The organism is Streptomyces sp. ISL-99 (assembly GCF_018614005.1).
In the GTDB taxonomy this organism is placed as follows: domain Bacteria; phylum Actinomycetota; class Actinomycetes; order Streptomycetales; family Streptomycetaceae; genus Streptomyces; species Streptomyces flavidovirens.
This window is the reverse complement of record NZ_JAGGPC010000030.1, coordinates 93770-110823: the sequence shown is the minus strand read 5'-3', so window position 1 is coordinate 110823 and position 17054 is coordinate 93770. Positions and strand designations below refer to the sequence as shown.

Genomic DNA, 17054 nt, shown 5'->3' with positions numbered 1-17054 from the left:
TCGCGAGGCGGGGTTTGAGCCGGTTGCTGATCTGTAGGGGTGTGCGGCTTGCTACGGGTTTCTCCGGGAGTCGGGGCGGTTCGGTGGGTGGCCCCGGCGCGGTGCCGGGGCCACCCGGGGGGCTTACGGGGTGCGGCGGGCCGGCGCGGGCCGTGAGGGAGAGCTGGCCGGTGCCGGATGCTGCGCGGCAGGGCGGGCCGCATGGGTGCGGATGTCGCGCACGGCCTGCCGGTAGGCGGCTTCGTCGAAGACGTCGGGCGTGCAGTTGACTTCGTATCCGGCCAGGAGCAGGGCGGGGATGGCGCGGGTGGCCAGGTGCTTCTGCTCGTCGGCACCGAGGTGTTCGGGCACGGTGTGCCAGATGTAGAGCGGTCCGCCCGTGGGGTATTCGTGGCGTTCCAGGCCGAGTTGTTCCAGCAGGTCGTGGAGCCCGGCGGGGGCTCCGGTGGGCGTGTCGGCGTGGATGGTGGTCGTCAGGGCCTTGATGTAGATCTCGACGTCCGTGCCGTATTCGTCGGCCAGGTTGGCCATGTACTTCTCTCCGGGTTCAACGCCGCCGGGAAGCTGGGGGCGTTGAACCCGGCGGCGGTGTGGGGGCCGCCGTTTGCGGAGCGCGGGCGGCGTGGTTGCGGGCGTGGAGAATGAGGCGGGCGGCCTGGCTCATGGAGCTGGCGGTGTCCCCGAGCCGTGCGATCGGCTCCGGTTCCTCACGCCGGGCGAGGCCCCTTGGAGGTCACTGGCGGTGATCCAGGCACGGACGACGACTTCTCTGGTGAGGGGCAGCAGTCCTCGGCCACCTCACTGCTGGTCTCGGCGGCGGCGACCCGCTCGGCGAGATGGGCGAGGTAGCGCAGGGCCGCCTCGTGTTCGCCGTCCGGGGTGGCCAGCGCGTTCAGCGCGGGGTCGAGGTGGAAGCTGTGTCCGGCGGCGAGCAGGCCGTGCGAGGCGGTGGTCGCCTTCAGACGCTGCTGCTCGACGGGCAGGCCGTGGGGAAGCCGGTGATAGTCCCCGCGAGGTCCGGCCGCGGAGAGGAACCCGCCGGTTCGCTGGAGGATGTCCGCCGCCTTCTCGGTGCCGCCGATGGCGACGACCAGGCCGCTGCGCGGATCCTTGGTGATGGTGACGTACTCCAGCACCCAGAAGTCGGGCTCCGTCTGCTTCATCGCCCGCGGGCGGCCGGTGTGCGGGTGCCCGCCGGAACCGGCGGCACGGAAGCCGGGGCGGACGTGGGTGCGGTCCGGCCTGCGGGATGCTGCAGGCCGGTGCCGATGCCGATCGCTTCCAGCTGGGGGCCGATCGCTTGCAGGGCGCGGGCCTGCGCCTGGGTGTCGTCGCTGCCCAGGCGGTAGATGCCGCTCTGCGGGTCCTGGGCGAAGCCGTGGGCGATGAGGATCGCACCGGCACGGTCATCGACCGGGGCGGTGGCGACGCTGCCGTCGGGCTGCCAGGTCAGGACGATCCGGTCCGCCTGGGAGGGCTGGAGGCCGCCCAGGGCGTTGTGGCGGACCTGGGCGAGCGCGGTGTCGTAGCGCGCGAGCAGGTCCTCGGCGACCTGCTCCGCGCTCAGGAACGGATCGTCGGCCAGGGCGATGCCGTTGGGCTCGGGGACGGCGCGGTACGCCTCGTCGGGCAGGGCGCGCGGGGCGACGGCGGCGATAAGGAACCCGTCGCGTTCGTCGTGCCGGTCCAGTAGAACGAGCTGCGCGCCGTCCGGGCGGCTCAGGACGGCCGCCTGCTGAAGCGGACGCTCGGCGAGGGAGGCGGCTACCAGGTCCAGGTCCCATATCCGGTCCGCGAGTTCGGCGAGGTCGTCCTTGGCGTCCGGCGGGAGGTGGGAACTGGTCCAGGCGTCGGGGAGTTCGCCGGCGAGGACGTCGGCGTACGAGGCGAGGCGCTCGGAGGTGTCGTGGTCGTGCATGGTGTCCTTCGGCGAAGTGGGGAGTCAGCGGCGCAGTCCGGCGGCCACCGGAGGTGGCGGGGCCGGGAGTGTGCGGGGCGGGGGCGGACAGGCGCACACGGCGGAGCGCTCGCGTTCGGTGGCGGGGACCTCTGCGCTGCAGGTGCTGCGGCCGGGGTGCGGGGCATGCCGGTCGGCGAACGTGTTGCGGGTGTCGGCCAGGTCCGTGCGGATGATGCGCAGGTGCTCGTCGGCGAGGTAGCGCAGCCGCCGGGCGATATGCGGGTCGGCCGCCTGGCCGAGCCCGTCGTGGAAGTCGGCTGTGGCGGTGAGGACTTCCTCCAGCGCGGCGAGGATGCCGTCGTGGGCGGCGGTCAGCTCGGTCAGCGCCTCGGCCGCCTCGTCCGTGGTGGTGGCCTCGCGAATGCGCTCGGCGAGGTGGGCGACGGGCGAACCCAGCGGCAGGTAGCTCGCCGGACGGGAATCGGTGTCGAAGTCCTCGTCGCAGTCGACGTAGTATCCGGCCCGCAGGCGGGCGACGGCGTCGGTGGCGAGACGGTCCTCGTCCCGGTCGGCCAGGCCGGTGGGGGCGCGGTGGTAGGTCTCGTGGACTCGTACAACGGCAATGAACCCCGCCCGCTGCAGGACGCCGTGCGCCTCGGAGTCACCGCCGCGGGCGAGGACTTCCCCGGAGTGCGGGTCGCGGCGGATGTCCAGGAAGCGGTCGGCGAGAGGCAAAGAGACGTTTCTCCTACGGTGATCGGTGGGTGGTGCGCCGGGTGGTGGGTGGTGTGGCGGCGATCCGGGGCCGGACCAGGTGGGCGGCGGTGCCGTCCAAGTCCTGCTGGATGGCATAGAGGCGGCGGGCGAGCAGCTCCAGACGGTGAGCCGTGTCGGTGCCGGCCGCTCCGGGCTGGCGAGCGACCCGGTGCGCGGTGTGCTCGATGAGTCCGCGCACCGCGGCCAGCGGGCCGGCCTGTTCGTCGGCGAGTTGGGTAAGGACGCTCGCGAGCTGGGCCGATGCCGTGGGCGCCGTCCGGATGGCAGGCCGCGCTCTGTGCCCGGCGCGTACCGGGGAAATCAGGTGGAGGTCCTGCTCGATACGGCCCGTCTCGTCCGCGAGGCGCCGCAGGATGTCGGTGGGCGGGGCGTGCCACGCGCCGTCGAGGTGGATCAGGTTGGCGATCAGGTCGAGGCGCTGCGGCTGGGCCTGGACGGCGATCCACCGGCAGCCGTGCTCCTTGCCGGGGATCTCGATACCTGCGGCCCGCGCGAGCCGGTGGGCGGTTTCGGCCCACTCCGGTCCGGTCAGCTGCCGGTCGTCCGGGTGAAGCCGGACGGTGACATGGAGGATCGCGTGCCGATCGTCGTCCGGGCTGGCGGCGAACGGGTGCTCCAGATAAGGGTCTTCGAGGTGCTCGGCCCACTGGACGGACGTCCAGGTCTTCTGCTCGTCGTCCAGGGTGAAGTAATCCAGGCCCGGCCAGTGGGCTACGACCGTGTACTCCGTCAGGCCCTCGTTCGGGGAGACCGGCCGCCCCAGTGCCTCGGCGAGCGGCTCGTGCGGTGCGTGGGTCCGCTCGTGGAGGCGGGGGATCACCGGCCGCCCCGGATGTCGGCGATGTGCACGAGCTGGCCCAGGGCGGTGGTGGTGTACCAGCCGCAGTCGATCAGTTCGTTGCGGTCGGCGAACCGCGCAAGGAGCGTGTCCTCCATGGCCCGCAGGTAGATCAGGCAGTCGGGGCAGCGGCGCGAGAGGTGCACGAGGTAGCGGGGGTGGGCGGTGACGTAGGACTGGGCTCCGCCGGTCGCATCGCGCAGCCGCCACCCGTCCTCGTCGGTCGGGGTGTGCCAGGACGGAGCCACGACGCGCATCGCATCGCCCCACAGCTCCCCGCCGGCCACCCCCTTCAGGACGACGACGGTGTCGCCGGCCTGGAAGTGTGAATGGGTGATGTCCCGGTCGGGGGTGAGCGGGTCGGGCGTCGGTGCGAACGCCGAGGTGGGCGGGGGCTGGGACATGAGTTCCTTCCACGCGGTTGCTGGCGGGGTGGGAGCATCAATAGTCCGGAGGAACGCCGGTTTGGCTAACCGGCGTTTCCCGGCTATGTTGCCCCGCCGTCAGCGGAACGGGTTCTCCGTCCCGCGGTCCGCCTCACTGGCTGCGTCGAGGAGTTCGAGCAGGTCAGCACCTTCGGCGTCGCGCTGGTCTATCCACCATCCGGCTCGGGTGATGGAGCGGGCCTTCTCCTCCAGCTCCGCCCAGTCCGCCTCGTCCCAACTCCCCTCCACCACAAGGGCAGTGTGCGCGGCCGTCATCAACTGGTGGCGGGAGCGCTCGCCCCAGTCAAGGGCCTTCTCCGGTCCCTCCAACTGCGGCATGTCGAACTGCTTGGCCCACGTGACGGCGGCCTCCTGCTCCTCGGCGCGCTTCGCTGCGAGCCACTCCTCCTTCGACTCGCTGTCCTCGTCGCGCGCCGCCTTCCAGCAGTCGCTGCAGTCCTTCGACGCGAGCCAGCGCGCAAATCCGGCCCGCTTGTCGGCAGGACGGTTGGACAGGTCGTGATCCACTTGGTGGGAGCAGGCGTGCTCCACGGTCCAGTGCGTACGTACGGCCATGAATGGGTCTCCTCAAAAGGGGTGGAAGGTGGTGGGGTTGCGCCCTGATCAGGGCGTCTTGTGCCGGCCTCGAAGTGGGCGGCGGTGTCGGCCGCGCGGCAGCTGTCCGGTGGGGCCCAGGCGCCGACGCGCGGCGAGGAGGACGGCGAGAGCGAGGGCCGCTCCGGCGGCGGGGAGCGCCGCGCTGGCGAGCGGCTGCTCGGCGAGACCTCCGGCCAGGGCGGTGCCGGCGGACTGTCCGACGCCGATCGACAGGATGAGCCACGCGTACGCCTCGCTGGTCCGGCCCGGCGGGGCAAGAGTGTCCGTGGTCACATAGGCGCAGGCGGCCACGACGGTCAGGAACGCACCGGGCACGGCGACCGCGACGGTGGCCCCCAAGGGCCCCGGCAGCGCCACGAGCGGGAGCCACCCGGCGAGGAACACGGCACCGGCGGTGATCAGCCGGTCTGCGGTGGTTCCCTTCCAGGTGCGGCGTCCGTAGATGAGGCCGCCCAGAAAGCTACCGGTGGAGAACGCGGCGGGGATGATGCCCGAGAGCATGTCCTGCTCGTGGTGCTCGGCCATGGCGATCGACCACACGTTCATCGCCCCGATCGCGAACCCGGTGCCGGTGAGAGAGACGAACAGCAGCACCAGGCCGGGGCTGGCCAGACGGCTAACTGCGGTGCTGTGGAGGCTTGTTGATGCTGTCGGCCGCCAGCGCCGCGATGGCGGAGCGAGGGCGACCACGGCGGTGCCGACCAGCCCGAGGACCGCGGTCACGGCGAGCGCGACAACGGGGTTGTACGCGGAGGCGAGCGCGGCAACGAGCAGGGGGCCGGCGATGTAGAGCAGGCCCTGCGTGCCGGTGTCGAGGGCGAGCGCAGCGTGCCGCAGCCGGGCATCGGGGAGCACGCTCGGCCACAAGGCCCGCAGCCCGGCCTCCAGGGGCGGGGTCGTCAGGCCGCCGGCGACGACGATGGCCGTGGCGAGACCGGGTCCGCCGTACGGCCCGGCCAGGGGCAGGGCCACCAGGAGGGCCGAGTTGAGCGCAACGGCGGGAAGGTGCACCACGCTCTGGCCGTGGCGGTCCATGAGGCGGCCCTTGACCGGTTGCACCAGCGCCGAGGACAGCCCGTACAGGGCACTGAGCAGTCCGCCGAAGGCGATGTTGTGGCCGCTCGCGGTGGCCCACAGGAGGATGGCGACGGGGGCCATGCCGTTGGGGAGTCGGCCGGTGAGGGTGCCGCCGAGGAGGCGGGCGACGTACGGGCTGCCCAGCACCGCGCAGTAGGTGATGCGCGGTGCCGGGGCCGGGGGTGCGGTCAGGGACAACGGGTACTTTCTCGGTGCTTAGCGGAGGCGGGAGGGCGTGCTGGCGCGGGGCGGCGGTGCGGGTGGCGTGGTGTCCACGGCCGGGCGCGGGCGGGTGCGCAGCACGGGGGTGCGGTGCGGGGGCAGGACGGCGACGGTCGCGCCGAGGTCCTCGGCCGCGTCCTCGACTTCGCGGGTGAGGAACTCGATCTGCCGGCCCAGTGCGGAGAGGCGGGCGGCGATCTGGCGGCCCTGCACGGTCTCCAGGGCGCTGGCGAACTGGCCGCTGGTTTCGAGGAGTTCCTGGAGGCGGACCATTGGCCCCGCGTCGTAGCCGCGCTGGGTGGCACTGAGCAGTGCGTTGGACGCATCGCCGGCGTGCTGTGCCTCGACGGCGTCGCGGATGAGTTCCTGCAGGGACACCTCCGGGGCCGGTACCGGACGGTTGAACCGGGAGACGTCCGGGCGCAGTACGCCGGGCGGGACCGCAGCGGGCAGTACCTTCCCTGCCTCGTATTCATGGGTGTAGTGCCCGATCACCTGCCAGCCCGGTGCGCCCGGGTCGCCGCGCAGCGCGACCACCGTCGAGTCGTCGTCCTCGACCAGGTAAGCGAGGGTGATCGGCTGCCCGTCGGCGGCGTACCACGACTCGGTCAGCTCCAGTTCGCCGCGCCGCTGCGCGGCCTGGGCCCTCTCGGTCCACCTCTGCTGTTCTTCGCCGGTCAGGGGCGCCTTGTGGCGCTGCCCATCTCGCTGGTCGGCGAGATTGCTGGCGATGACGCTGTGGTCCGCCCAGGCGGTGAGGTGCGGCCATAGAGTCGAGTGCTGGGTGCGTTCGGCCGGGGAGCTGGGGGCGGCTGGCCGGTCGAGTGCCCGGCGGATCTCGGTGGCGGAGGCGGCCAGGCCGTCGAGCACGCCTCGCCATCCGGTCAGGTGCTGGGCGGACGGCAGCTCGTCGAGTGCGCGACGGGCGGTTTCGAGCAGCGCGTCGGCGTGTGGGGCGAGGTGGATGCTGTACGCCTCAAGCGCCGCCTTGTCGCGGTGGGCCTGCGCGGCTTCCGCGGCGCCTGCGTGGACGGTGCGACCGTAGCGGTCGCGTGTCATGTCGAGCGCGGCTTCGGTCTGGCAGTCGATGACTGCCATGCGGAGCCGGAAGTCGCGTGCGCCGTTGGAGAGTTCGGGGGCGCTCGGCTGGGGGCCGTCGGGGGCTGGATTGCTCTCGGGCGTCATCGTGACCGCCCGCCGCCGGAGGCCGTCAGGTGGACGGTGGGAGCGTAGGTGGGCTTCGGCGGGATCGGCCGGGCCGACGGTGGGGAGGTGGTGGGTGGTGTGGAGCGTTGTGTCGTCCGGGCGGCGGCGGCTTGGGCGAGGCGGCTGCGGCGTTCCTGGAGCCCGTTGGGCCGGACGGGGCGTGGCGGACCGGCGGACAGAGCCGGGTCGAGGCGGATGTCGGCCTGCACGGTGTAGCCCTGTCGGCGCAGGTCGTGGACGGCCTGGCGGGTGCGGCGGGCACCGTCGCGCTCGGGCTCGCTGAGCCGGTACAGGCCGGGTTCTTCGGGAACGGGCTCGAACTGCTCACGTTCCAGGAACCAGTGGCCAAGGTGCGGGGGGAGGGAAGCGGTGAAGGAGGCGACGAAGCCGTGCGTGTCGTGGTCGCTGAAGGCGAAGTGGGGGCCGGGCTGCAAGGGGGCGGGGATCCCCTCTCGTTGTCGAAGTGGAATGGTTCAGCGGCTGCGGCGCGCGGCAGGGGCCCCAGCGAGGGGTCGGGCCGACGCGGCGACGGAGAGGGCCGGGCGGCGGTGGGGTGCGCTCACGCGGGCCTGGCGCAAGAACGTCTCGCCGTCGGTGAGCCAGGTCTCGATGGCAGGCCACGCGCGTGCACGACGCTCCTGCGGTGGCACAGAGCTGCCGTGGACGACCTCGTCGAGCAGGCTCTCGGCATCGGCCACGGCCTCGGCCAGGCGGGAGAGTGTCGTGGAGTCGTTGGGCCACGGGCTGCTGGCGGGACGGCACCGATCGATCAGCAACGGGGCGTGGTCGACGACGGTGAGGAATCGGCGCCAGGCATGGTCGAGGAATTCCTCGGTCGCGGTGCCGAGGGCGGCGGCGCTCAGTGGGGTGGCATCGCTGTAACGGCCGGAGTCGACCATGGCCTGCCAGGTGTCGTGCTCGGAGCGGAGGTCCCCGAGTACGGCGGCGATGGCATCGGTGCGGCGGGCGTGGACGGCCTGCTCGTAGGAAGGCAGGTAGCGGTCGGCAACGGCCTGGGCCGCCCGTCCGGCGAACGGCGGCAGGACGATACTGCGCGGCGCGTGCGGATCGCCGTAGCCTTCTTCGAGTCCCTCCGGAGCGAAGGCGCCGACGAGATAGCCGAGTTGATGTCCGGGGCGTTCGACGAGCAGCAGCGTGGTGCCCTGAACCATGTCGGTGAGCGTCGCGGCGTACGGAATCCGTTCGCTCTGCAGGGCGCGGCCGAGTTCGCCGCTGTCCCAGATCCAGGGCACCAGGTCTCCCTGCCAGGCGGGGTGCGAGTAGATCTCAACGGACGCGTGCCACCGGCCGGGCAGTTGGTGCGCGAGGTCGCGGGCGGCGTCCCCGATGAAGCGGCGGCTGCTCGTGTGCACGCTGGTGCGATGCCGTTTCGCGCACGCCACCAGTGCGGCCACCGTGGTTCCGGTGCCATCTGACGGAAGGTGGTAGACGCCCTCGTCATCCCGCTGGAAGCCGCTCTCCGCGAGGGCGGTGTGGGCCCACGGGTACTGCTCGCCTGCGGCGATGGCCACGATCCCGGACTCCCGGCTGTGCGACAGGATGATCTGCGCCTCAGCCATGGACCGTGTCCTTGCTGTCGCGCAGGACGGCGCGCAGGCTGCGGCCGTAGGCCCAGGAATGCTCCCGGGCCGCCGCCTCCAGCTGGTCGTATCCGACCTGCGCTGTCATCTGCCCGTTCCACTTTCGGTATCTGTACACAGGGACCGGCAGCAGGATTCCGGGGGCGAGAGCTGTTACGCCCAGGGCCGCGCAGTAATCCTCGCCCTGAATGAGGCCGCCCATCGGGGCGGCGCGTACGAGGTCGGTGCGGGCGAGGATCGTGGTCGGCCCGATGGGAATGGTGTCCGCCGGGGACTTCCAGTACGTCCACACATCGCCGGCCTCGTGCCGTCCGGGCGGAGTGGGGCACCGCCACAAGGTGGTCGAACCGTCTTGGTGCTGGTCCTCACTCCATCCCGCACACCAGCCGACCCCGGTCGATTCCAGGGTGTTCAGCCGCAGGGACATGGCGTCGTCGGGGAACTCGTCGTCATCATCGGCCCAGTTCGTATACCGGGTTCGGACGTGGGCGAGGGCCAGATTCCTGGCGCAGGCGGCGCCGACCGAACGGGGCAGCACCAGTGTGCGGACGCGCGGGTCTTGCGCGAGCGAGGCCGGAAGGCGGTCAGGAGAAGCACCGTCGAGCGCGATCACCGCCTCCCACGGCACGGACTGCCGGGTGAGGCTGGCATGCATGGCGGTCAGGTAGTCGAGCCGGTCCTCGCGTAGTTGGCTGGCGATGACGACGGTGATCAGGGGAGTGGTGTTCGGGGGCAGGGAAGGCTCCGGGGATGACAAGGGGAACTAGCGGCGCGTGGCGGGGCGCGTGGTCCCGGCCTTCGCCGGGGCGGTGGCGGGAGCGCTCTGGGACGGTGTGCTGCGCGGTACCCGGATAGTGGGCGCGGGGTCGAGGCAGGACCAGGCCGCCGGGTGGTCGTTGAAGACGGTGCGCGGGTCGGTGGCCCAGTCCACGACCGGGCCGAGGTCCTCGTGCAGAAGGCTGATCACCTCGATGCCCTCCGTGTGCAGCACGTATCCCCACTGCATGTCCTGCTCGTCGGCGGTCGTGTCAGTGACCGACATGCGGACCGGCGGGGAGCCGTCCGGGGTGACCAGGTGGTCGAGGGTGCGGCTGGGCCAGTGGTCGCCGCCCGTCAGCGCGTTCACGAGGGCGGGCGGTGCGCCGTCGAGGAGATCGGTGCCGAGTTCGTCCCAGCCGACGGCGACGTCGTCGATGAGGTGCTGGCACATGGTCTCGACGTTGCGTCCGAACTTGTACTGGTAGGCGGCCAGGAGCAGAAGGAGGTGGACGCTTGGCAGACCGTCGAGCTGGACGTGGATGCCGCTGTACCCCGTGCCGGAGGTGGGGCGGGCGATGAAGGAGCGTGTGGACAGGGGATTTCTCCAGATCGGTCAAGGGGGGCGGGGATCTACGGCGGCCATCGAAGTGGCGCGCGGGTGCGTCTACGCGCGGTGCGACCAGGAGGCGACCGGGGGGCCGGAGGCGTCGGTGCGGGCGCAGGTGTAGCCGATCAGGCGGGAGGGCTCGGCCTTCGCGGGGACGGTGGCGGCGTCGTTGCACACGAACGTGTACTGGATCGAGGTGCGGGGCACGTCGTGGAGCCAGGCCCGGTCGTCCTTGCCGGGGTTGATCTGCAGGCCGGAGTGCGCGACGGCATCGGTCTGGGTGTGCGTGTGGGAGAAGAGGATCAGCGCACCGCCGTCGGTGGTCTTGAGGGCGTAGGCGTCCTTGTAGCGGTTGGCGGCGCCGGCGAAGACGGTGGTGCCCTGGTTCCCGTAGCGGGTGCCGGTCTTGTCGTGGACCTCGATCTGCTGCTTGCTCGCCTTGGTCGGTGTGAAGATCTTCGTTCCGGTGTTCGTGCCTCCGGTGGCGAAGTTGTCGAGCACGCCCGTGCGCAGGAGGTCGGCGCCGGCGGCGAGCTGCTTGTTGCCGTCGGCGCAGACGGCCGTCGCGTATCCGTCGCGGTCGAGTGCGATGTCCGGCAGTTTCGGGGTGTCGAGGTCGACGACGGACACCAGCTCCCAGCGCTTGTGCTGGGGGCTTTCGGCGAACACCCCGAGCCGCGAGGGGGCCTTGCCCTTCTGGTCCGAGAGCGCGGCGGCGAACCAGGGGCTCTGTCCGGCTGCCAGGCGCGGGATGTACAGCTTGGCGTCCGCGGGGTCGTAGGACCACGGCTTGTACGGCTTGCGGTCCGCTGTCGGAAGACCCTCGGTTTCCTTGTATTCCGAGACGGACATCGCGTACAGCGGCCCGTCCTCGACCGTGTCGAGAAGGGCGCGGTTCCGGTCGGAGTTGGCCTCGTTGTTGGTCTTCGAGTAGTGGGTGATGACGTCGCGGGCCTGGGCGGCGGTCAGGGCTGGTGCCGGCTTCGGGGCAGTGCTGGCGCTGGGCGTCTGCCGGGCCTGGGCGGGGCCGTCCTCGCCAGTGCAGCCGGTGAGGGCCAGGGCGAGGCAGGCGGTGCCGACGAACAGCGGCAAGGTGGGGCGGGCGATGCGGATGGAGGCTCCAAGGATCTGCAGGAAGGGAAGGGGATCAGCGCGTGCGGCTGGTCGTCGGTGCGGTCGTCGGCGACGCCGGCGGAACGGCTGCGCTGGTGGTGGGCGCCGAGTGGCGCAGGTTCACACCGATGCCCTTGGCTGTGAGCTGCTGGACCACGCCGTGGACGCGAAGCGCGCGACCGCTGTCCCCGTAAGCGGTGGGCAGGAGGAAAGCTGCTTGGTGCGGGTGGTACTGGAAGCCGTGGGCGTACAGCGTCATGCGGGCATCGACCGGCACGCTCTCGTACGGCGCGCCGAGGGCTCCGTCGCTGTACAGGGTCAGGGTGAGGACCTGGTCGACCTGTGGCGGGCCCGGCCGGTGCGGGGGGTCGGGCTGGCCCGCCGCGTTGCCGAGCACGGCTTGCAGGGCCTGTTCGTAGCGGGGCAGCACCCGCCGGGCGACTCGTGCCGCCGCCCGCGCGGCGTCCTTGGGAACGGCGATGCCGTTGGGTTCCTCGACCGCGTCGAAGTGGTGGGGCCTGATGTGCGTGCCGACGGGGGCGAGAGGCGCGACGACGAACTGGTGCGGGTAGAGGGGCCGGTCGGTCACGTAGAGTCGCTGGTCGTTCGGCCCGTGGAGTACGGCGTCGTGAGTGAGGACGTACTGGCTGACGATGTAGTCGACGTGGCCGTTGTCCCAGAGCTGCTCGGTGCGGGGGAGCTGGTCCGCGTACTGCGCGTGGCGCTGGTACTCGCTGGTCCAGGTGCCGGGCAGGCGGTCGGCCAGGCCGGTGGCGAAGGCGGACAGGTCGGTGCGGGGTGAGGTCATGTGTTCCTGGAAGGAGGTGGTGGTGCGGCGTCAGCGGGTGTGCCGTGGCGGTGCCGGCGGGAGGGCTCGCGGGGGAAGGGACGGCGCACGGGCCGGGGTGGAGTGGAGCCGCGGCGTGGGAACGAGCGGGGTGAGCGCCCGCATCCGGTCCTCGGCCACGTGCAGGACCTCTCCGAGATTGCGGATCTCGGCGGCGGCGTCGGCGAGGTCGTAGGACAGGTCGAAGCCGTCGTCCTCCTCGGCTTCCTTGGCCTTCTCGCCGGCTGCCTCGAAGAACTCGCCGAGCCGCTCCAGCAGGCCGTTGACCGGATCCAGGACCTGGTGGAGGAGGCCAGCGGCATCCGCGTGGGACTCGGCTCCGTTGAGCCGGTTGGTCAGGGCGAGCATCGCGTCGCCGTAGACGTAGGAGGGAGCGCGGTCTGCTGCGGCGGGGGCGTCCGGGGTCTTGAACGGTTCGGGCGGCGCCTGAGCTGGGTGCACGTGCGGGCTTTCGTGGGGCAGGACGGGATGCGGTAGCAGCCCGAGCTGGGCGAGGCGATGGTCGAGTGCCTCGATCAGGGGTTGGGCGCTGCCGCCGTGGCGGGCTTCGGGCCTCTGGGGGACGCCAGGGTCGCCGGAGGGAGCCGAGTCGTAGAGGACTTCGAACAGCGCCTGGTCGTCGGGGTGCTCACGGGTTGCGATCCAGCCCTCCGGGTCTCCGGGCGGGCGTTCGGACGACGGCTCCTGTGGCGGGCCGATGATCAGGTAGCTGTCGTCGGGGAGCGGCACGCGCACGATGTAGGCGCTGAGGCCGAACTCGATGTCGCACTGCAGTCCGCGCGCCCGCAGCGGTGTGGTGATGTGCGCGTGGCGGCTCCACAGCTCCTGCCACCACGGGGTGTTCACGTCGCGGTGGTCGGGAAGCGGCGCAAGCGGAGCCGTCCGGCGAGTATCGGGGGTGTTCTCCACGTCAGCGGCCACGGCTCCTCCTGCGGGAGGCCGGCGATCGGCGCGGCGGAGGTATCCGGCGTCCGGAGTCGGCTTCCGGCTTCGGAACTGGACTGAAGTCGAGTTCGTACTCGTCGTAGGTGGCGATCAGGTCGTGTTCCAGCTGGGCTTCGCGGTCGGTGACCTGCGCCATGAGGTCGTCGTGCTCGGCCTGACACTGCTGGTACTCGGCCCAGTCGGCGTCGCTGAAATGAGCGGGGCGGTTCAGATCATTCCTTGGGGTTGTGGGTGGATCGGGCTCCGGGCTCGGCGCGGTCAGATGTGGCGACCGCCCGGCCTGGGTGGCGGAGGCGCTGGCGGACCTTCCTGACGGGTGAGCGGCGCGAGGAAGCGTTGGAAGCCGAGGTGGTCGTCGAGTTCCTTGGCCGCGTCCCGAAGGGATTCCGAAGTGCGCCGCAGGAAGGCGCGGGCTGAGGCGTGATCGATGACCATGCGGTTCGTGAGGTAGTGCCGGTCGGTCGGGTTGGCAGACCGGGGCAGGGTCAGGGCGCACTCCGCGGTTTCGGCGAAGTGAGGGGCCGCGTGGCTCGACATGGTCGCTGCCATGGCGAGATGCTTTAGGACGGTGTCGCCGGCGCGGGTGGTGTGGTGCGGGCTCTGGGCGAAGTCAGCAGTCAGCCGGAAGACGTCGCGGGAGAGGTCCTGTGCGTCGGTGGCGTGCCGGAGCAGTGCGGGGTAGGAGGGCGCGGCCGGTACGTGTCCGTTCTCGTCCAGCAGCTCCCATTGCTGGGCGGCGTTGAGTAGTTTGTCCTTCATCACGTTGAGCGCGCCGATAAGGTGGAGAGCGTCATCGCTCGGTATCAGGTCGCGTTGGAAGTCGGGCTTCACGGGCCTCTTGCTCCTCAGTGCATACGGGCGTCGGTGTCGAAGAGCTTCAGTTCGTAGCTGTGCAGGAGGTGCTGCACGATGAAGCTCCGACCTGCGACTTTCCACAAACCGCGCCCTCGGTTGAGGTGTGCGATGGCGTCCATCTCGACGGAGGTCAGGCCGAGCAGGGAGGCCGCGGCGTGGAGTTGGTCGGTCTCCTGGCGGTAGATGATCCGGGTGCTGCAGTCGGCGAGGAGCCCCTCGGCCAGAGCCCGGCCCTGTGATCCGGCGTCGCCTGCGGTGAGCAAGTCGCTGAGCCGGTGAATCACCATGAGGTTCGCGATGCCGAGGCCGCGGGACAGCTTCCACTGGGCCTGCATCCGCTGCAGCAGGCCGACGTGCCGCATCAGCCTCCACGCCTCGTCGTACACGATCCAGCGCCGGCCGCCGTTCGGATCGGAGAGTGCGGACTCCATCCAGGCGCTCGCGCAGGTCATCGCCAGGACGAGGGCGGTGTCGTCGCCGGAGCCGCCGAGGCGGGAAAGGTCGATGGTGAGCATCGGCGCGTTCGGGTCGAAGGCGACGGTGGAGGGGGCGTCGAACATGCCGGCAAGGTCTCCGTGGACCAGGCGGCGCATGGCGTGGGCGAGGTCGCGGGCTGCTTCGCCGAGCCGTCCGGACATCATCCCGCTGGCCTCGTCGAGCGCGGTGGGGTTGTTGAGGGCGGCGGCGACGTCGCCGAGAAGTGGTGTACGGCCGGTGGCGGCAGCGCCGGTGACGACGGCGTCGAGGGCGACGTCGAGGGCGACGTCGAGGGCGGTGTGCTCCATCGGGAGGAGGTCACGGCCGAGGACGGTCCGGGCCAGAGAACCGAGCAGCAGCAGGCGCCGCTTGCGGATCTCGCCGATCCAGTCGGCCTCGGAGACGCTGTCGGGGCGCGGTGCGGCGTCCAACGGGTTGAGTTTGCCGGGCAGTCCGGGACCGAGGGCGACGGATGTGCCGCCGAGTGCGGAGGCGACGGGCGTCCATTCGCCCTTGGGGTCACACGGGACGTAGATGCGGTAGCCGAAGGCGACCGACCGCAGCGCGAACGACTTCGCCAGCGCTGACTTGCCCTGACCGATCACGCCTGCGAGCAGGATGTTGGGGTTGGTGAAGCCCTCGACCTTGCCGTACAGCGCGAACGGATCGAACACGAACGAGGCTTCGGCGTGGACGTCGCGGCCGACGTAGATGCCTTCGGCGCCGAGGCCGCCTTCGGCGAGGAACGGGTACGCGCCGGCTGCGACGGCGGTGGTCATGCGGTGGGCGGGCAGCTTCAGCCGGTTTCCGCGGGCGGAGGCAGGGCCGGGGCGCCCGCTCGGTGGAAAGAGAGGAGCGGGCATTTCGTGCTCCGCGGGCGCGGTACCCGCCGGGTGGGAGCTGGCTTCGGCGCGGGCCTTGGCGGCGGCTTCGGCGAGTTGGCGGCGGGCTGCTTTTCTGCTGGCCCGGTCGGTGCCGTGCGGGGTGAACAGCGGGGAGGCGGAGGCGCGGCGGGCTCGGCGTGCGGGCCGGTGATTCATAGGACGGCTTTCACGTGGCGGTGGTCGGGGCGGGCGGTCACACCACCGGTGAGGCGCTGAACTGGTGCTTCCAGTAGCCCTTGCCGTCGTTGTTCCAGTCGAGGTGGAGTTCGCCGTCGCCCAGTCCGCGTGCGGAGCCGATCGTGTAGCTAAGTACGGGCGTGGTGTACGAGTTGTTGTAGTTGGCGTTGGAGTCGCTGTTTTCCAGCCGCGATTCGATGCCGTAGTAGTTGGCGGACTTCTTCACCGGGTCGGTGCCGGCCTGCGACTTCTTGACCTGGAGCTTGAAGTAGGCGCCGTCGAAGATGGTGCTGTCGTCGACCTGGCCGTACGCCGGTCCGTCCCAGCTGACCTTGGCGTACGTGTAGACGGTGGAGCCGGAGCGCTTGGCGCACAGGGTGACACGGACGTCCCAGTTGTCGGCCCAGGGGCCCGTGTACGCCGGGTCGTCGATTGACTTGGTGCTGGTCGTGCACTTGTAGCTGGTGGCGGCTGCGGCGGGGGTGGCGGTCGCTATGGCGGCGGTGCCGGCGAGTGCGGCGATGATGACGGCGGTGGAGGTGGAGCGCTTCAGCTTGCGCATGGAGTGCCTTTCGTCGGGGTGGGGGTTACTGGCTGCAGGTGGTGGTGTGGCCGTGCAGCGGGGTGTTGAGATCGCTTGGGGTGGTCTTGCGCCGGACGATGTGACCGGCGGCGAGGTGGCGCTGGCAGATGGTCAGGACTGGGGGTCCTTCCGGCAGCCGTTCGGGATGGCAGTCCGCCTCCGCAGCGCTCTCGTTGGCTGCGGGCAGGAGGTGGAAGGCGTCGTGCAGCGCGGCGGTGGCCTGCCATAGCCGGGTGTGGGCAGTGGCCAGGTGACGGCCCGCAGCTGGATGTGGTGGCCGGGTGGTCTCGGCGAGCTGGTCGAACAGCCGGTGCAGGGCGGTGAGGTGCGCGTGCAGCACGTCGAGGTGCACGCGGTCCGCGGGCTGTGGCGCCGAGGGTGCCGCCGTGGTGAGGGAGCGGGTGTGGTGGCGGACGCCGGCGGTGGCGGCACGTAGGTAGGGGTGCGCGTCGCCGACGGGGGTGGCAGAGGTCAAAGGGGCAGGGGTCCTTCCTGCCGTAGCGGCAGGGGCAGTGACGGGCGATCCGCCAAAGACGGCGAGGGGCCGGTGGTCAGCGCGAGCGCCGGGGCGCTGCCGAGGGCGGACTGGGAGGCGGGGGCGCGGGGACGCTGCGGGATGCGGTGGGGGAGGCGAGGATCTGTTCCTGCTCCTGGCGCAGGTCGAGGTACGTGCCGGGCGCCCGGGTGCCGACATGGCTGTGGTCGCTCACGACGTCCGCGTTGGAGGCGGAGTCGGTGTCGCCCGGGGCGCGGGTGTCCACCAGCCAGTTTTTGTATGAGGGCAATTGCGTGAGGGTGCGGTGCGCGTCGTCGAGGTCGGTGGCGTTGACGACGAACAGCCAGGGGCTTGCTCCCTCGTCGTGGCCGGGGCCCTTGTGGGCGATGGTGAAGGCGCGGTGTGCGGGGGCGGCGATCAGTCGCTCCAGCCGGTTCCTGATGGTGTCGAGGGTGTCGCTGGCTTCGATGGCGGTGGTGTAGCGGGCCTCCTCGTAGGCGGCGTGGTGGCCCTCGATGACGTAGCCGTCTTTGGTGCGGTGTTCGTCGAGAGCCGCTTGGTGGCGGCGGTGCATCTGGCGCAGCGGGTCCAGCAGCGCCTGGATGTCGTCGATGAGGTGCGAGGGTTGGGGCACGGCGGCACGGGCC

22 protein-coding genes are annotated in these 17054 nt (G+C 71.2%); all 22 read right to left on the bottom strand.

What is annotated here, in order from left to right; genetic code table 11:
• Positions 1 to 123: 123 nt before the first annotated feature.
• Positions 124 to 531: a hypothetical protein gene (locus J7E91_RS19465; protein ID WP_214906408.1), complete on the bottom strand. Its 408-nt coding sequence runs from the start codon at positions 529 to 531 to the stop codon at positions 124 to 126.
• A 176-nt stretch (positions 532 to 707) separates the two neighbouring features.
• The gene (locus tag J7E91_RS19460; protein ID WP_251015920.1) at positions 708 to 1163 is read right to left on the bottom strand and encodes a hypothetical protein; all 456 of its coding nucleotides are present in this window, start codon (positions 1161 to 1163) and stop codon (positions 708 to 710) included.
• On the bottom strand, positions 1160 to 1918 hold the full coding sequence (locus J7E91_RS19455) for a hypothetical protein (protein ID WP_214906405.1): 759 nt from the start codon (positions 1916 to 1918) through the stop codon (positions 1160 to 1162). Before J7E91_RS19455 ends, J7E91_RS19460 begins: the two co-directional genes overlap by 4 nt.
• Positions 1919 to 1942: 24 nt before the next feature.
• Positions 1943 to 2635 carry a hypothetical protein gene (locus J7E91_RS19450; RefSeq protein ID WP_214906403.1) on the bottom strand — a complete coding sequence of 231 codons (693 nt, stop codon included), beginning with the start codon at positions 2633 to 2635 and terminating at the stop codon, positions 1943 to 1945.
• 13 nt (positions 2636 to 2648) lie between these two features.
• A complete protein-coding gene (locus J7E91_RS19445) occupies positions 2649 to 3497 on the bottom strand; it encodes a relaxase/mobilization nuclease (RefSeq protein WP_214906401.1) in 849 nt (282 codons plus the stop codon).
• A complete protein-coding gene (locus tag J7E91_RS19440) occupies positions 3494 to 3919 on the bottom strand; it encodes an inverse autotransporter beta domain-containing protein (RefSeq protein WP_214906398.1) in 426 nt (141 codons plus the stop codon). Before J7E91_RS19440 ends, J7E91_RS19445 begins: the two co-directional genes overlap by 4 nt.
• Before the next feature lie 99 nt (positions 3920 to 4018).
• Positions 4019 to 4516, bottom strand: a complete 498-nt coding sequence (locus J7E91_RS19435) for a hypothetical protein (protein ID WP_214906395.1) — start codon at positions 4514 to 4516, stop codon at positions 4019 to 4021.
• Positions 4517 to 4564: 48 nt separating this feature from the next.
• Entirely contained in the window at positions 4565 to 5833 is a 1269-nt protein-coding gene (locus tag J7E91_RS19430) for an MFS transporter (protein ID WP_251015919.1), read from the bottom strand.
• An 18-nt stretch (positions 5834 to 5851) separates the two neighbouring features.
• Positions 5852 to 7042 (bottom strand): hypothetical protein, encoded by a 1191-nt coding sequence (locus tag J7E91_RS19425; protein ID WP_214906392.1) that lies wholly within the window; start codon positions 7040 to 7042, stop codon positions 5852 to 5854.
• Entirely contained in the window at positions 7039 to 7497 is a 459-nt protein-coding gene (locus J7E91_RS19420; protein ID WP_214906389.1) for a hypothetical protein, read from the bottom strand. The genes J7E91_RS19425 and J7E91_RS19420 overlap by 4 nt, the downstream gene beginning before the upstream one ends.
• A 39-nt stretch (positions 7498 to 7536) precedes the next feature.
• Positions 7537 to 8643: a hypothetical protein gene (locus tag J7E91_RS19415; RefSeq protein WP_214906386.1), complete on the bottom strand. Its 1107-nt coding sequence runs from the start codon at positions 8641 to 8643 to the stop codon at positions 7537 to 7539.
• Positions 8636 to 9379 (bottom strand): glycosyltransferase, encoded by a 744-nt coding sequence (locus tag J7E91_RS19410; protein ID WP_214906491.1) that lies wholly within the window; start codon positions 9377 to 9379, stop codon positions 8636 to 8638. Before J7E91_RS19410 ends, J7E91_RS19415 begins: the two co-directional genes overlap by 8 nt.
• Before the next feature lie 48 nt (positions 9380 to 9427).
• Positions 9428 to 9943: a hypothetical protein gene (locus J7E91_RS19405; RefSeq protein WP_214906493.1), complete on the bottom strand. Its 516-nt coding sequence runs from the start codon at positions 9941 to 9943 to the stop codon at positions 9428 to 9430.
• 144 nt (positions 9944 to 10087) lie between these two features.
• Positions 10088 to 11122, bottom strand: a complete 1035-nt coding sequence (locus J7E91_RS19400; protein WP_251015918.1) for a hypothetical protein — start codon at positions 11120 to 11122, stop codon at positions 10088 to 10090.
• A gap of 55 nt (positions 11123 to 11177) precedes the next feature.
• Positions 11178 to 11951, bottom strand: coding sequence for a hypothetical protein (locus J7E91_RS19395; protein WP_214906381.1), 774 nt, complete (start codon positions 11949 to 11951; stop codon positions 11178 to 11180).
• Positions 11952 to 11981: 30 nt separating this feature from the next.
• Entirely contained in the window at positions 11982 to 12911 is a 930-nt protein-coding gene (locus J7E91_RS19390) for a hypothetical protein (protein ID WP_214906378.1), read from the bottom strand.
• A complete protein-coding gene (locus tag J7E91_RS19385) occupies positions 12901 to 13071 on the bottom strand; it encodes a hypothetical protein (protein WP_214906376.1) in 171 nt (56 codons plus the stop codon). The genes J7E91_RS19390 and J7E91_RS19385 overlap by 11 nt, the downstream gene beginning before the upstream one ends.
• A 122-nt stretch (positions 13072 to 13193) precedes the next feature.
• A complete protein-coding gene (locus J7E91_RS19380) occupies positions 13194 to 13766 on the bottom strand; it encodes a hypothetical protein (RefSeq protein WP_214906373.1) in 573 nt (190 codons plus the stop codon).
• 14 nt (positions 13767 to 13780) lie between these two features.
• Positions 13781 to 15307: a VirB4 family type IV secretion system protein gene (locus J7E91_RS19375; RefSeq protein WP_214906370.1), complete on the bottom strand. Its 1527-nt coding sequence runs from the start codon at positions 15305 to 15307 to the stop codon at positions 13781 to 13783.
• A 37-nt stretch (positions 15308 to 15344) separates the two neighbouring features.
• Positions 15345 to 15890 (bottom strand): hypothetical protein, encoded by a 546-nt coding sequence (locus J7E91_RS19370; RefSeq protein ID WP_214906367.1) that lies wholly within the window; start codon positions 15888 to 15890, stop codon positions 15345 to 15347.
• Between the two features lie 25 nt (positions 15891 to 15915).
• A complete protein-coding gene (locus tag J7E91_RS19365) occupies positions 15916 to 16386 on the bottom strand; it encodes a DUF6238 family protein (RefSeq protein WP_214906364.1) in 471 nt (156 codons plus the stop codon).
• 76 nt (positions 16387 to 16462) lie between these two features.
• On the bottom strand, positions 16463 to 17041 hold the full coding sequence (locus tag J7E91_RS19360; RefSeq protein ID WP_214906361.1) for a hypothetical protein: 579 nt from the start codon (positions 17039 to 17041) through the stop codon (positions 16463 to 16465).
• Positions 17042 to 17054: the final 13 nt, after the last annotated feature.

Coding starts and splice junctions, on each gene's coding strand:
- J7E91_RS19385 (WP_214906376.1), bottom strand. CDS start 13,071: ATGGCGCAGGTCACCGACCGCGAAGCCCAGCTGGAACACGACCTGATC.
- J7E91_RS19425 (WP_214906392.1), bottom strand. CDS start 7,042: ATGACGCCCGAGAGCAATCCAGCCCCCGACGGCCCCCAGCCGAGCGCC.
- J7E91_RS19375 (WP_214906370.1), bottom strand. CDS start 15,307: ATGAATCACCGGCCCGCACGCCGAGCCCGCCGCGCCTCCGCCTCCCCG.
- J7E91_RS19370 (WP_214906367.1), bottom strand. CDS start 15,890: ATGCGCAAGCTGAAGCGCTCCACCTCCACCGCCGTCATCATCGCCGCA.
- J7E91_RS19395 (WP_214906381.1), bottom strand. CDS start 11,951: ATGACCTCACCCCGCACCGACCTGTCCGCCTTCGCCACCGGCCTGGCC.
- J7E91_RS19415 (WP_214906386.1), bottom strand. CDS start 8,643: ATGGCTGAGGCGCAGATCATCCTGTCGCACAGCCGGGAGTCCGGGATC.
- J7E91_RS19455 (WP_214906405.1), bottom strand. CDS start 1,918: ATGCACGACCACGACACCTCCGAGCGCCTCGCCTCGTACGCCGACGTC.
- J7E91_RS19440 (WP_214906398.1), bottom strand. CDS start 3,919: ATGTCCCAGCCCCCGCCCACCTCGGCGTTCGCACCGACGCCCGACCCG.
- J7E91_RS19465 (WP_214906408.1), bottom strand. CDS start 531: ATGGCCAACCTGGCCGACGAATACGGCACGGACGTCGAGATCTACATC.
- J7E91_RS19435 (WP_214906395.1), bottom strand. CDS start 4,516: ATGGCCGTACGTACGCACTGGACCGTGGAGCACGCCTGCTCCCACCAA.
- J7E91_RS19460 (WP_251015920.1), bottom strand. CDS start 1,163: ATGAAGCAGACGGAGCCCGACTTCTGGGTGCTGGAGTACGTCACCATC.